This is a genomic window from Virgibacillus profundi, from assembly GCF_002287375.1.
In the GTDB taxonomy this organism is placed as follows: Bacteria; Bacillota; Bacilli; order Bacillales; family Amphibacillaceae; genus Virgibacillus_K; species Virgibacillus_K profundi.
Genome location: NZ_NPOA01000001.1, coordinates 1 through 14,709 on the forward strand (window position 1 = coordinate 1; position 14,709 = coordinate 14,709).

Here is a 14,709-nt window from a genome sequence, read left to right on the forward strand (position 1 = left end):
ATCATACCGCGCTTTCCATTCTAACCTTTTGTCTGTAAGAGTCATCGTATAACCTCCCAAATGATTTCTAAGAAGATTATCACACGGATGTCTTACTATTAAAATGTGGGAAGTATTTGACGCTTACACCGCCATGACAATCAGAATAATATCCATCAGGAAACTTGTATAGATTTATTATCCTGAAAACCTTCATAAATCGGGAAGTGACATGCACCTAAATTCCATATATTCCATAATATAGCCCGCTTGCTGGGAATTGATCTTATTGAAAATCAGTCAAATGTGTATAACAACTATAGTATTCTAGATTCTAAAAACAATTTTCTTGATTTTTCACATGGAAAGGTATATACTGATGTTTGTCGAAACACACTTGTGTCTAATGGATATGGCTTACCATTACTGATGATGACAAGCTTAGTACTACTATATATCCTGAATTCATTCTATTTTTATTTTGTGGGAGTGATGTGGATGACAAAAATTGGTGATCACCTTGGCAAGTTTCTTTCTATCCTATCTAGTCTATTTTCAATGGGAGCCATACTTCCTTCTTATAGGATAACCTACTAATGATTCTGTGAAATCAGATGAAAAGAAGGAAAGATTGTACCTGATCTTTTTTACAGTTAATGCTTAAATAAAAGAAGTAACTACTAAAATTAGTAGTTACTTCTTTTATTTTTACCATTTACACTATATTTCCCTAAAAAGAGTATCACAAATTAGTGTGGAACTCTGGATCTTAATATTATTAGTTAACCCTATAATACCCCACATACCAATCAGCAAACCGCTGCAATCCATCTTCAATACTAGTCTCAGGTTTAAATCCTACCGCATCCTGAAGTTGCTTTGTTGAAGCATAAGTAGCTGGTACATCTCCTGGCTTAATTGGCTCAAACTCTTTATTGAATTCTATTTCTTTACCCATTGCATTACCTAAAGCTTGTTCTAGCGCTGTAATAAATTTCATTAATTTCTCTGGGCTGTTGTTTCCAATGTTGAACACTCTATGAGCAACTTCACCATCCCCACTCGGAGGTGTACTGACCAACCTTTCAATACCAGTAACAATATCATCGATATAAGTAAAATCCCGATAAAGATCATTCTCAAAATCGCCATTATTAAATATCTTAATCGTCTCACCTGCAAAATACTTATCAGTAAAACCAAAATAAGCCATATCTGGTCGTCCCATTGGTCCATAAACAGTAAAGAAACGTAACCCCGTTGCTGGAATCTTATATAAATGACTATAAGTATGTGCCATTAGCTCATTAGACTTCTTGGTAGAAGCATATAAAGACACAGGATTATCCACAAAATCCGTTTCTTCAAATGGTACTTTCTTATTCGCTCCATAAACCGAACTGGATGATGCGTAAATAAGATGATCTACTGGATAATGTCTACATGCTTCCAGTATATTATAAAAGCCTATAACATTACTTTGGATATAAACATCCGGATTTTCAATGGAATATCGCACACCTGCTTGTGCGGCGAGATTCACTACAATTTCTGGTTTATACTCTTCAAAAATCTTCATAAGTCCAGCTTTATCAGAGATATCTTCTTTAAGAAATGTAAACTTTTCATAAGGATAAAGCTTTTCTAAACGATTTTCTTTAAGCTTTACATCATAGTAGTCATTTAAATTATCAATGCCTACTACACGGCATCCCAGATCAAGTAGCTTTCTTGATAAAAAGAATCCGATAAAGCCTGCTGCACCTGTTACAAGGTATGTTTTATTGGTATCAGGAGTTGTGATGTTCATAACTCTTAGACTCCCTTCTGCTTGCTACACTTGTAGATGGTCTTCCAACAGAGTGATATTCCACGCCTGCTTCTTCCATTTCGTTTACATCATATATATTACGTCCATCGTATACTAACGGTGTTCTCATTAGATCTTTATACATTTCAGAAGTGACCGCTTTAACTTCTCCCCACTCCGTAAATACAAAACATACATTGGCATCTTGCAATGCTTGTTCTACATTTGATACGTAAGTAATGGAGCCATTACTTATTGGCCCTTCTGGATGCACTTTAGCAAAGTTTTCCGCCCCTACTGGATCAAATGCATAAATATCAGCGCCCTTTTCCAATAATAGAGGAATATTTTCAAGTGAAGCTGCTTCTCGTAAATCATCTGTTCCCGGTTTAAAGGTTAGACCAAGTACTGCAACTTTCAAGCCGTTAAAGGTTATTAATCGTTTACTTGCTTTATTATATAGTAGTGTTTTTTGATCTTTGTTTACATCAATTGCCGCTTTGACAGTTTTTAAATCATAGCCATTTTGTCTTGCAAGGTTTTCCAATGCTTTTGTATCTTTAGGAAAACATGAACCACCAAATCCAATACCAGCATTTAAAAATTTACTTCCGATTCGCTCATCAAAGCTCATTCCTTTTGCAACATCCTGAACATCTGCGCCAACTAATTCACATAGGTTTGCAATATCATTCATATAGGATATTTTAAGTGCAAGGAAGTCATTAGAAGCATACTTAATCATTTCAGCTGATCTTCTATTAACCGATACAATAGGTAAATTAAAAGGTTCATAGATATTCGTGAGACGTTCTTCAGCCCACTTGCTTTCTGTACCAATTATAATTCTGGCAGCATGTAATGTATCATGCACTGCGGAACCTTGTGCCAAAAATTCTGGGTTTGAGGCAACCTCCACTTTTACATCGTTAATTAAAAAGTCCTGTATAAACTGCTCTACTTTATCATTTGTTCCAACTGGTACCGTCGATTTCACAACGATCAAACAGTCATTCTCAATTGTTTCAGCAATCTGCCTTGCAACAGTCGCTATATAGGATAGATTTGCAGATCCATCAGGTTGCTCCGGTGTCCCAACACCGATGAATATTGCATCCGCATCCTTATAAGCAGATTTATAATCTGTTGTGTATTCCAATCTTCCTGCAGCATAGTTTTTCTGCATTAATTCTTCTAAACCTTCTTCATAAATTGGAGATACACCAGATTTCATTACTTTTACTTTTTCTTCATCTATATCAACACAAGTTACTTGATGACCTACTTCAGCGAAAGTTACACCGGCTACTAGGCCAACGTAACCTGTTCCTGCTACTGCTATTTTATACATTATTACGCCTTCCTTTACTCTTATATTTATATAACATTTCGTCTGGTACCTTTCGGCAAAGACTCGTTGATCAGTCCCCCTTAATTAAACCTACTTGTGTACTTTAGCACATTAACGTTGTGGGGGACTGACCCCAAAATCCTTCAGGCATAAAAAGGAATCCCAGTTACAACTAAGATTCCTTGAATTGTAAGCGTAAAATAGTCCACACCTATTTCTAGATGTGGACTAATGTTATGATTTATTTAGATTTATTTGGAACACGACATTCTTCTGGAATTGTCTGTGACCATGGTAGGAGTTGATCTAACTTAGTTTTATCTGTTGTATCCATATTGGGAAGTTCTTCGAATAAGTATTTAAGATAGTGAAATGGATTCAATCCGTTTTCTTTGGCTGTCTCCACAATACTATAGATAATTGCACTGGATTCGGCCCCTTTTTGAGTATTGCTGAAAAGCCAGTTTTTCCTTCCGATTACGAAAGGTTTGATTGATCTTTCACCACGGTTGTTGTCTATTTCCAGGCGACCATCCTGCAGGAATGCCTCTAATTTATCCCATTGGTTACGACAATATTTAATCGCCAGACCAAGTGCGCTTTTTGGCAGTACACGTGGCGTTTGTTCACGAAGCCATGCTGAAAAAGCCTCCAACACTGGCTGGCTGCGCTCCAAGCGTATTTCATATCGTTCTTTGAGACTGACTTCCTTTAGTTCGCGCTCGATTGCGAAAAGTTGATTACAAAATGCCAGACCTTCCTTCGCTTTTACCGCAGAGGTACCCGCTGATTCAGGGAGTGCTTTTAAGGCATCTGTAAATTTGCGGCGCGCGTGCGCCCAGCAGCCGACTAGCGTTACATCTGAAACTTTATGATAACCGGCATACCCATCCACATGTAGATAACCCTGGAAATCCTCTAGAAAACGGCTGGGATGTTTTCCAGCACGGGTTTTTCGGTAATCGTACAAGACAATAGGTGTATCCTCTTTTCCTGTGCGATAAAGCCACATGTAGGAAGTCGACGTCGCAGGCCGATCTGGCTCAGAAAGCACCTGCAGGGTTGTTTCATCCGCATGTAAAATATCCCGTGTCAGGAGTTGCTCATGCATTTCATTGAAAATTAAACGGAGCCAGGTCTCTGCGCCATATAAAATCCAATTGGCCAGCGTTTGACGTGGTATGGAAACACCAAATCGTTCTAAATGTTTTTCCTGGCGGTAAAGTGGCATACTCTCCACATATTTTTGCGACATCGAATAGGCAATTGCTGATGGAGAAGCTAGGCTTCCTGGAAAAACAGGAGCTGGCATTTCTGCCGTAACGATAGGTGTCTCTATTTCGTGGCGTTCGCAGTGCCGGCAGCTGTAAACATGACGTACGTGCTCTACCACTTTTACCTGAGCTGGGATGATCTTCAACTCTTTACGTACTTCGGTGCTCATTTCATGAAGCGCGCCAGAGCAACACGAACAGACCTGCTCTTCTTCAGATAAACGATATTCTATCGTCTCTTTTGGCAGGTTTTCAAGCATACGTTCACGCTGACCACGCTGTTTCTTGCGTTTATATGTAATCGTCTCAACTGTCGGTTCTTCAACGGTTTCGTCGGCAGTTACCTCGGCTTCATTGAAAAGGGATAGTTGATCCGGGTGCATTTGCTCACTGGAAGATCCAAAACGGCGTTGCTGACTAAGGCGAAATTGCTCCTCATACCATTTTAATTTGGCCTCTAACGCTTCTTTTTCCATTTCAAGCTTTTCATTATGCGCTTTGTAATATTCAATTTTGTCTTTTGAGGTTTGCGCTGTAGTTTCCATAAAATTAGTATACGATAAAGAAGCCGGCTTGAAAAGCCGAATTCTCTATCTTTTTTCGCTTAATAATATTTCAAAGAATAGTGCGTGCTTTCACTTCCTGATGTGCCTGTTTTTGATTCATTGGTAGACCATCCAGTAGCCAGCGCAGTTGCCGTGGACTGATATCCATCGGTGCCGCATTCGTTTCGGATGGCCAGTGGAATGTTCCACGTTCCAGTCTTCGATAATGCAGCCAAAAACCGTTATGTTCCCACTGCAGGATTTTTAGCTTATCCCGTTTCCGATTACAGAATACGAATAGGCAGGGGGAAAAAGGATCGAGGTCAAAGCATTCTTTCACAATAACGGCAAGACCATCAATTGATTTACGAAGATCGGTACTGCCACGAGCTAGGTAAACACGTTCAAACCGGGAACCTGTTAACATTCTTTTCGTAGCACATGAACAATATCAGATACTAAGCCCATATTAACTCCTGGACGAACCTCGACTGAAATCGCTCCGAAATGAATAAATACTGGTTCTTGTGTTGCAGTGTGTGAAGATTCATCTTCCATATTTACTGCTAGCCACTGTGTCTCAGGTAGTTGTTCAGGGGATTCCTCATTACTTTCAAACTTTTGAATCCAATAATACATTTGATGAACTTTTATCCCTTGTTCTCGGCACCACTTAGCCACACTCAAATCACTTGATTTCCAGGCTTTATACCGCGCTTTCCATTCTATTCTTTTGTCTGTTAGAGTCATCGCATAACCTCCCGAATGATTTCTAAGAAGATTATCGCACGTATGACTTACTATTAAAATGTGGTAACTATTTTACGCTTACCTTGAATTAAAAATATTACGTAAAACTTTTAATTATAATATAATCTATATTAAACTATTAGTTTGAATACTGGATTTTTGCTTATTAAGTACAAATAAAATAAATAACCCTACTAATATTCCAACCAAATTAGCCCATAAAATAGAGGAAATTAACAATATTCCACATATAAAGAGTATTGTTCTATTTAACATAGATAAATTCACTACATAATGTCCTATTACAGAAGCTGCTATCAGAAAAATTCCAAACATTGCTGTGAATAACGAAATTAATATATTATCAATCCCACCTTCGATAAGTATAAGTGAAGGATTATAAACAAATGCAAACGGAATAATAAATCCTGCTATAGCTAACCTAAATCCAGCCCAACCAACTTTAGAAGGTGATGCATTGGCAATTCCTGCTGCAGCATACGATGCTAAAGCAACTGGTGGGGTTAAAGTAGATAATGTTGCAAAATAAAATACAAATAGGTGGGCAGCAAGTACCTCTACCCCTGTCGCAATTAAAACTGGTGCTGCTACCGTTCCAGCCATGATATAAGCTGCAGAAGTAGGGAGTCCCATACCCAAAATGATACAGGAAAGCATCGTTAGTAATAGCAATAATGGCAATTGACCATGAGTTAAATCTAACATAATAGAAGTAAATGATACTCCTAGACCTGTTAATGAAACAACTCCTATGATGATACCTACAACCGCACACGCAGCTGCTACTGATAATGCTCCCTTACTACCTTCTTCCAAAGTCAGCATAAATTCTTTAAAAGTTAATTTTGTCTCTTTTCTTAGAAAACTAACAATCCATATGCTCACAATCCCAAAAAAGGCAGCGTAAATAGGAGTAAGTCCATAAACTATTAAAGAAACGACTATTACTAATGGAATAATCATATGCCCTCTTTTAATAAAGGTCTCCTTCAAAGATGGGAGTTCTTCCTTGTTTAATCCGCGTAAATTTAACCTTTTGGCTTCTCTATCAATCATGATCCAAGTAGAAAAGTAATATAGGAAAGCTGGAACTATTGCTGCTATCATTACGGTTGCATATGATATTCCAGTCAATTCTGCTAGGATGAAAGCTGCTGCGCCCATTACAGGAGGAACAATCTGCCCACCTGCTGAAGCAACAGCTTCCACTGAGCCAGCAAATACTGGTTTAAACCCAATTTTTTTCATTAAGGGAATAGTAAAGGAACCAGTAGTTACAACATTTGCCACGGCTGCACCGTTAATTGTCCCCATTGTACTACTAGCAATTACAGCTACTTTTGCAGGTCCTCCAGCCTTTTTCCCTGATACTGCCAAAGACATATCAGTTATTAATTGACCCATTCCTGTTTTACTCATAAAAGCACCAAATAATATAAACAAAAAGATATATTGAGCCGATACTCCCAACGCAATTCCAAATATTCCTTCTGTACTGATATACATCTGCTCGATCATTCTTCGATATGAAAAATTAGCATGATTTAAAGGACCAGGAATCCATTCACCGTATAAGCCATACAAAAAGAAAATCACGGCTAATAAAGGTAAAGCCCAACCTACAGACCTTCTAGCAGCTTCTAGAATCAACAAAAGAAATATCGTTCCTAATATTATCTCTGTTTGGTTAGCTATTCCACCTCTTAAAATAACGTCATCATAAAAATAAAAAATATATCCTATGGTAACTCCCGATAATAAAGCCAACAAAACATCAAAGATACTGGGATATTTACTGAAGAGGTTAGAATCAACTTTTTTATTTCTATGAGGGATTAGTAAAAATATTAGGATCATGATAACCCCAATATGTACTGCGCGAAACTTAATTGCCAGTAAAGAACCAAAACCTGCACTATATAAATGAAAGATTGATAAACTAACTGCTATAGCAAATATTAAATACTTCCAAAACTTATTATTAAAATTTCTATATTTGCTTTGATTTGAAACCTCTATATTCTGGTTAAGTTTTTTATTATGCTTACTCATTTTCTCATCCTTGTAATATGGTTTTATTCTGGAATTAGATCTTCAGGTATTTCCAAACCATTATCTTCAAAAAACTTAACAGCTCCTGGATGAAGGGGGATGGTAACTCCATTTAGTCCATCCTCAACCTTTAAATCACTAATACCTTTATAAGTATTCGTTAAAGTATCTACATTACCATAAAGAGATTCTAACATACTATAAACCGTGTCATCACTCATCGCTTCGTCTACAATTAATAAATTCCCTACCGCGACTGTATCTACAGCTGCTGATTGTCCTTTATAAGAATCCTCTGGAATAGTATATGGGAAATACCAAGGATATTCTTCTAAAATATTCCCTTGAAGTTCGCCCTCTATTGGTAGTATTTTTATATCACTTGAAGTAGCCATTTCAACAACACTTGCGTGCCCTAATCCACCAGCGATATAAACCATATCAACTTTTCCATCAACAAACATACTAGCTGACTCAGCATTATCAAGGTATTGTACGTCTGCATTTCCTCCATCTTGATAATCAACATTAGCAAGCTTCAGAATTTCTCTTGCATTCTGTTCTGTTCCACTTCCAACTGCTCCAGGAGCTAATGTTTTCTCCTGTAAATCTGAAAGCTTTTTAATACCGGAATCTTCATCGACTACAAAGTATGCTAAATTAGGGTATAGGAAGGTTAGTGCTCTAATATTTTTAACTGGTTTTCCATCAAAAGGACCTTTGCCTTCCCATGCTTGTAAAGCAATACCATTTTGAGAAAAGCCTACATCGGACTCACCCATTTCAATATAATTTATATTTTGTGGTGATCCCGCTGTTGATTGAACAGATACATTTAGTCCCGCTACATTGTCAGACCATACATCTGCAATTCCATTACCTAATACATAAAATATCCCAGCAGTTCCAGCAGTCCCAATATTGACTTGATTATTATCCCCATTGCTGTCAGTATCTGAGCTACAACCAATAAGAATAATAGATATAGCTATTAAGATTAATGATCCTTTAAATAATTTCATTTTTTTCCTCCAATACTGTAATATAAACTTCACTTGTTAAATCACTATTCCAAAACAATTTTTAATTAGCTAATAATATAATACTAGTTTTTGATAGATTTTTATATATTATTCTGTCGATTAATAGATTTTTTCACACTAATTACCACTAATGAAGTTATTTATTGTATATTTTCTCAGGTAAATTAATCATATCGCCCATTTCAATTAATGCATCATCAGTGTAGTGGGTAGCCATACCAGCAGCAGGTGTGAATGTCATTTCCCCTAGTATTGGTTTATCATTGTAATCATAAAAATCAACTCTTACAAAAGGAAAGGGTTTTGATAGTTTTCTGGAATAATCAATCATTCTCTTTAATGATCGTGGTTCATTGGGTAACTCTGACTTTGATATTGTACTTCCTTTTTCGAAATTAAGAATATTCCAATCTAAGTCAAAGATGAATCTTTTAAATCCAGTTTCCCTCTCAGGAGTGACTAATATTATTTCTGGGTTTCCATTAAAACAGTATATTTTATAATCCACAGGTAATTGCCCTTCGTTTGTTTCAATGAATTTCTCGCAAATTATTCTTGGCTTCATCTTTGAGTAATGTAATTCTGCGTTTTTTAGACTGAAATCTGTGTTGAGCCAATTTTTCAATTGATTTAATGTATTCTCTTTATCTAGTTTACTTTTATTTTCACATATTATATTAAAACCACAACCATTTGTAACTTTTAATGCGAACTTTTGCGGCAAAGTTTGCCATTCCAACTCTTCCACACTATTATAAATGCCGTATATTTCGGTTAGAATTTCTGGACAGCCTAAATCCTTCGCATAATTCCTTACTTCATATTTATCACCACATTGCACAACCAATGGATGTTGCCAGTATAATTTTAGCCATTGAAGCTTTTCATTAAAATCTCTTGGTTTATTTAAATTTAATTTCTTGCCCGTCTTTTTTTTGTATAGAAATTTTGTTGCTAACACTGGTGATAATTTTACTAATCTATTCTTACTTTTGGTATAATAACTTCTAATTAAATTACTTTTTTTTAATTTTTCTTTAACTGTCATTTAGAAAACCCCACTCTGTCAAAATTTGACATAAAATAAAAAAATTATATATAAATTTACATTATCTTTTATAAAATTATCATGGTAAATCTTTATTACGTGAAATTAATTCTAGTGCATGTTTTGTTGCATAATAATAAGATTCATTTCTTAATAAATGCAAAGAAAGCAATCTTTTATTCACCTTATTTCTTCCTAACAAAAAATTTATAATTCTTTTGACAGATGATTTTAATCCACCATCATAAGGAATCGGAGATAGAGAATAGATAAGATTTTTTTTAATTTTACCATAGAAAATTTCAAGAGACATATTATCATGTGATCTATTATAATCTTCAAATAGAATATTATTTAGTACCTTTAAATCAATTTGCTTTTCAATAGGAGCTAGTTGTACAACGCCGTTTTTCTTATAATGGAAAATTGGCTCGAAATCTACTTTCTTATTTTTCCCTAATTCTAAAATTATAGAATAAGAAGAATCCTCTTTCATACGAAATTTTTTTGAATCAAAGTAAAAATTACCTAAACTATAGAAGATTATAGAATCATTATAATACTCATATCCTTGTGGGACATGAGGGTGTGAGCCTACTACTGCGTCAGCACCCAAATCACAAAAATGTTTGAAACGCAAACGCCATTCTTTCTGTGGTATATCATAATGTTCCAAACCAGCATGTGCAAGTACAATAACAAAATCACATTCTTTTTTTAATTCCAAAATTCTTTTGTCTATTTCACTATGATTGATCCAAGCATACCCTGGCTGATTTTCACTAGAAAAATAATCAATTACACCAAATTGGGCTTCACACGCATTTATAAAACCAATTTTAATATTATTAAATCTCTTTACTACCGGTTCGTATGCTTGATTAAAATTAAAACCTGCACCAATTGTTTCTAAGCCCATTTGTTTTGCTTCCTTAATTGTTGCAGTTAGACCACTTTCCCCATAATCCATTATATGATTATTTGCCAAACATAATAGATTAAACCCTTGTCGATCTAATCCACTTATAGTAGTTTTCTCTTGATAGTGGTGTGGACCAGATTTCGGTACTGGTTTGCTATTTATTTCAATAGGGGCTTCAAAATTACAAATCGAATAATCAGCCTCAGAAATTTTTTTTGACAATGAACTTGAACAAATAAGGCCATCATCATTCCCATAATTAACAATGTCCCCACATATAAAAATCTTAGTCACTTATATCCCCCTCCGTTGCATATCAAAATTTTTACTGATTTGAAGCGTAATTAAAATTAATCCTATATTTAATATAGCAGCAGAGATAGAAAAGAAAGCAATAGCGATTACATCACTGGAAAACAAATAATAACCTACTATTAATGCACCTGTGCGTATTATTATAGTGAAAATAGAATACTTTAAATGAAAAGCCTGTGCCATCATAACCGGTAGTGACTTCACGCTAGGTTGATTAATAAACATAAAGAATACCCAAAGTGCCATCCACCTAGCAAATTCTCCTGCTGTCAACCAGTCAGCACCAAAAACAACACTAAAAAGCCATGGACCAAAAATAACAATAGTTCCAAAAGGAATTATTCCAATTGCTCCCAATGCTAACGTTGCTTTTATAATTAATCTTGTTAGATTCTCACCTTTATTTCCAGCCTCAGTAATTCTCGGGTAGAATACATCCCCTACAGACTTGCCTATTAACTGTGTAGGCATACCTAATACAGTTCTTCCTATTGTGTAAAACCCCGCTGAAGCTGGGCCAAAAAAAATCGTTAATAACAATATAGGGAGATTTTGAGAAATTCCATTGATAAAGACTTGTGGTGCTCTATACAATGGAAAGTCTCTGTGAACTTTAGCTAAATAACTTACTGATTTACTTTCCTCGTTTATTGTACTTGGAGATTTGTAGTTAGACCTTCTTAAAAATAAATTTAACAGGAACGCTTTAGATCCATTTCCTAAAGCTGTAAGAACTATTAATACAGCAGCTATGGGATGGAAAAAACCAATACCAACTTTGCTGCCTTGCAATAATAAAGCTTGTAAGAATGATACTTTGGCTGTGATTGCGAATTGCTTGGTACGAATAAGCCATTGCTCTGTCACCTGCAAAGAACTTGCAAACAATATAACAATTGGAATTAAGTACAAAAACGGTTCTATGTCTTCCAACTGAAACAATTGAACAATCTTTTGACTAAAAAACATTAAGATAATAGCTACAATAGTTGCAATCACCACGGAAATATATAAAGAAAGTCGAATCAATCCCTTAGCGTCTTTATCACTTTTAGGTAATACAATAGCAATAGGGTATGATAATGCTGCGATTGGAGCGATAATTTGAATTATAGCCATAAATACGCCCATCAAGCCATATGCTTCTGGTCCATATAATCTTGTTATGATTGGAGATAAAGCAAGTGAAACAGCTTGCGCTGCTGCTGTACCAGTGGTCATTATTATTACATTTCGTACAAAAGATTTACTAGTTAACTTTTTTATATTAAATTTCATTATTGCTACTCCTTAATTCCAGCCAAAATATCTTTTTTAAAAATCAGTTTAAAAGTTAAGTAATCCAAATATTTTATAGTATCATAATACTTTCATGGAATTTTCTTGAAAGTGGAATCTATTCCCAAAAGAAAGTATAAGGTAATATACCAGGACCATTTATTTTTATTAAATTTAAATAATATAAAATTAGCACTAAAGTAATAATAAATTTAGCTATAAGTCTTACTACTATCAATTCTTTTGTTTTAAATTTAATTGGGCCTTTATCAAGGATATATAGCAGATAGGGAATATAATAAATTACAAAAACTAAATAGAACAAGTTTAACCTGGAGAAAAGATATGAAAAAGAACTCATTAATTGTATTAGCAATGAGATCACCATAATATTGAACAATGCTCTATTCTGAAAATCGTCATGTTTTATTGGGTTACGAATAAAAAGGCCAATAAATAACAATACAATTATAAATACTGCCAGACCACCAATACTCCCTGCACTTTCATATTGATTTATCATTGCTTCAGCATCATCATAATAAATAAAAGTAAGTAATTTTCCTATTTGTTTACTAAAGATAGAAATCAGCGTACAAATAATTGTAATTATAATGATTTTAGTTTTTGACCACTTCATCTGAGCAATAAAATATGCCGGCAGAAATATAAATGCTGCTGTATGAAACACAATTGCAATACAAACTACAATTAAAAATTTCAAGAAATTTCTACTTATAATAAATTTAAATGAATAAAGTACTATTATTATGGAAAGAGTTTGTCTAGCAATATTAAATGAGTGGTCAAAAAAACCTAAACCAATAAATAATATGTAGCTTAAGAAAATGCTTTTGGAATATTTATATATTATTATTCCAAATAAAGCAAAAGTAAGTATAGCAAATATAAGTAAGTACATATTAAAATCATCAGTGAATATAGTCATAAATTCCAAAAATACTCTATAACCAAAATCAATTTCACTTGTTAAAAAATCCTCTATTGCATTAAAATTCAGAACTTCTAAAAAAGATTTTTCATACCTAATAGTGTCCACACCGACATTATAACTTCTTAATCCATTTAAAATAACAAATTGAATTGTAATTAAAATCACAAATAACTTTTTAGTAACTTTAGATTTTATTATTCCTAATAAAAAGAATGACAATAATAAAAATAGTATTAGATTTATCCCTAGAATATTCATAAGTACCTCTAATCTACAAAACTATTATGATAAAATTTATCACATGGATATTTCGCAATAAATAAATTGTTTAAATTAATAGATCTCAGCTTGATTTTGTTATTTGCTGTTTTTTACGTATTTCTTGTTTTTTTTATTTTTCAAGTATATTTTAATTACTTTATTAAAAAACCAAACTGGATTAAAAATTTTCGGATTGAAAACAAGTATATTATTTATTTTTAGTTTCGAGTAAACTTTTAATGTTTTTCGAACCCCATGGTTCATTGATTTACTAATATATCCCATTCCACTTAAATTTAAAGCTTTAAACTCTTCGCTAGACACATTTTCCTGAAGAAACTTGTATTGGTTTATAAATACATTTAATCGAGCATCATATATTTTATCACTGACTGTAGTAGTTAGACTTCCTTTATTTCTTGTAACGCAATAAATAACTTCTTGAGAAACGACAAACTTTTTCATATGGTAACCTGTTTTAGTAGAAAACATCACATCATTTGAAGCAATAACTTCATCAAACATAATATTATTTTCACAAACTAAATTTGCTCGTATTAGCTTAGTCCATGGTACATAAAAACAATACCTAAGAAAAACTTCAGTTTTAAAGCTTGGATTAACTATCTGATTTTCAATTAATTTCGAATAAGTCAAATGGCGATCTGATATTTTACCGGTGTCTATTTCAATACTTGTTGGCGCAAAAAAAATAATATCGTTTGCAGACTCAAAAAAATGATGTACTTTTTTATAAAAGCCTTCAAGAAAATAATCATCAGAATCTGCAAATAACAGCCACTTTCCACTAGCTCTTTTCAAACCTATATTTCTACAAGCACCTGCACCTTTTTTGCTTGTGTCATTATTATAGAATTCAATATTTTTATCGCCACAGTTCAATTTAAGATTTACTAACTCTTCTTTATGTTTCTCATTACTATTATCATCTATAACAATAGTTTGTATATCTTTTAAATTTGGTATCGTCTGCAAAAGTGTTTTTAAAGACGAAGATGAATTATAATGCGGAATGATTATAGAAAGATTAACCATAATGTGCTCCTTTTTACTCTTGCTTTTCTACTTAATTTCTTCAATAAAA

The 14,709-nt window shown here is 34.0% G+C and carries 12 protein-coding genes; all 12 read right to left on the reverse strand.

Annotated elements, in window-relative coordinates:
* Positions 1 to 757: 757 nt before the first annotated feature.
* Positions 758 to 1,789, reverse strand: coding sequence for a GDP-mannose 4,6-dehydratase (locus tag CIL05_RS00005; protein WP_095653450.1), 1,032 nt, complete (start codon positions 1,787 to 1,789; stop codon positions 758 to 760).
* The gene (locus CIL05_RS00010; protein WP_095653451.1) at positions 1,770 to 3,140 is read right to left on the reverse strand and encodes a UDP-glucose dehydrogenase family protein; all 1,371 of its coding nucleotides are present in this window, start codon (positions 3,138 to 3,140) and stop codon (positions 1,770 to 1,772) included. The genes CIL05_RS00005 and CIL05_RS00010 overlap by 20 nt, the downstream gene beginning before the upstream one ends.
* 241 nt (positions 3,141 to 3,381) lie before the next feature.
* A complete protein-coding gene (tnpC, locus tag CIL05_RS00015; protein WP_240510083.1) occupies positions 3,382 to 4,890 on the reverse strand; it encodes an IS66 family transposase in 1,509 nt (502 codons plus the stop codon).
* 139 nt (positions 4,891 to 5,029) lie between these two features.
* Entirely contained in the window at positions 5,030 to 5,386 is a 357-nt protein-coding gene (gene tnpB / locus CIL05_RS00020) for an IS66 family insertion sequence element accessory protein TnpB (RefSeq protein ID WP_095653453.1), read from the reverse strand.
* Positions 5,380 to 5,709 (reverse strand): IS66 family insertion sequence element accessory protein TnpA, encoded by a 330-nt coding sequence (gene tnpA / locus CIL05_RS00025; protein WP_095653454.1) that lies wholly within the window; start codon positions 5,707 to 5,709, stop codon positions 5,380 to 5,382. The genes tnpB and tnpA overlap by 7 nt, the downstream gene beginning before the upstream one ends.
* A gap of 126 nt (positions 5,710 to 5,835) precedes the next feature.
* On the reverse strand, positions 5,836 to 7,782 hold the full coding sequence (locus CIL05_RS00030) for a TRAP transporter permease (RefSeq protein ID WP_095653455.1): 1,947 nt from the start codon (positions 7,780 to 7,782) through the stop codon (positions 5,836 to 5,838).
* A gap of 23 nt (positions 7,783 to 7,805) precedes the next feature.
* A complete protein-coding gene (locus tag CIL05_RS00035; RefSeq protein ID WP_095653456.1) occupies positions 7,806 to 8,804 on the reverse strand; it encodes a TAXI family TRAP transporter solute-binding subunit in 999 nt (332 codons plus the stop codon).
* A gap of 157 nt (positions 8,805 to 8,961) precedes the next feature.
* Complete coding sequence (locus tag CIL05_RS00040; RefSeq protein WP_095653457.1) at positions 8,962 to 9,873, reverse strand: ATP-grasp fold amidoligase family protein; 912 nt, start codon at positions 9,871 to 9,873, stop codon at positions 8,962 to 8,964.
* Positions 9,874 to 9,952: 79 nt separating this feature from the next.
* Complete coding sequence (locus CIL05_RS00045; RefSeq protein ID WP_095653458.1) at positions 9,953 to 11,089, reverse strand: CapA family protein; 1,137 nt, start codon at positions 11,087 to 11,089, stop codon at positions 9,953 to 9,955.
* Positions 11,090 to 12,388: a lipopolysaccharide biosynthesis protein gene (locus CIL05_RS00050; RefSeq protein WP_095653459.1), complete on the reverse strand. Its 1,299-nt coding sequence runs from the start codon at positions 12,386 to 12,388 to the stop codon at positions 11,090 to 11,092.
* Positions 12,389 to 12,506: 118 nt separating this feature from the next.
* The gene (locus CIL05_RS00055) at positions 12,507 to 13,601 is read right to left on the reverse strand and encodes an EpsG family protein (protein WP_095653460.1); all 1,095 of its coding nucleotides are present in this window, start codon (positions 13,599 to 13,601) and stop codon (positions 12,507 to 12,509) included.
* Positions 13,602 to 13,700: 99 nt separating this feature from the next.
* Entirely contained in the window at positions 13,701 to 14,660 is a 960-nt protein-coding gene (locus CIL05_RS00060; RefSeq protein ID WP_095653461.1) for a glycosyltransferase family 2 protein, read from the reverse strand.
* Between the last annotated feature and the right edge of the window lie 49 nt (positions 14,661 to 14,709).

Coding starts and splice junctions, on each gene's coding strand:
- CIL05_RS00005 (WP_095653450.1), bottom strand. CDS start 1,789: ATGAACATCACAACTCCTGATACCAATAAAACATACCTTGTAACAGGT.
- CIL05_RS00010 (WP_095653451.1), bottom strand. CDS start 3,140: ATGTATAAAATAGCAGTAGCAGGAACAGGTTACGTTGGCCTAGTAGCC.
- tnpC (WP_240510083.1), bottom strand. CDS start 4,890: ATGGAAAAAGAAGCGTTAGAGGCCAAATTAAAATGGTATGAGGAGCAA.
- tnpB (WP_095653453.1), bottom strand. CDS start 5,386: ATGTTAACAGGTTCCCGGTTTGAACGTGTTTACCTAGCTCGTGGCAGT.
- tnpA (WP_095653454.1), bottom strand. CDS start 5,709: ATGACTCTAACAGACAAAAGAATAGAATGGAAAGCGCGGTATAAAGCC.
- CIL05_RS00030 (WP_095653455.1), bottom strand. CDS start 7,782: ATGAGTAAGCATAATAAAAAACTTAACCAGAATATAGAGGTTTCAAAT.
- CIL05_RS00035 (WP_095653456.1), bottom strand. CDS start 8,804: ATGAAATTATTTAAAGGATCATTAATCTTAATAGCTATATCTATTATT.
- CIL05_RS00040 (WP_095653457.1), bottom strand. CDS start 9,873: ATGACAGTTAAAGAAAAATTAAAAAAAAGTAATTTAATTAGAAGTTAT.
- CIL05_RS00050 (WP_095653459.1), bottom strand. CDS start 12,388: ATGAAATTTAATATAAAAAAGTTAACTAGTAAATCTTTTGTACGAAAT.
- CIL05_RS00055 (WP_095653460.1), bottom strand. CDS start 13,601: ATGAATATTCTAGGGATAAATCTAATACTATTTTTATTATTGTCATTC.
- CIL05_RS00060 (WP_095653461.1), bottom strand. CDS start 14,660: ATGGTTAATCTTTCTATAATCATTCCGCATTATAATTCATCTTCGTCT.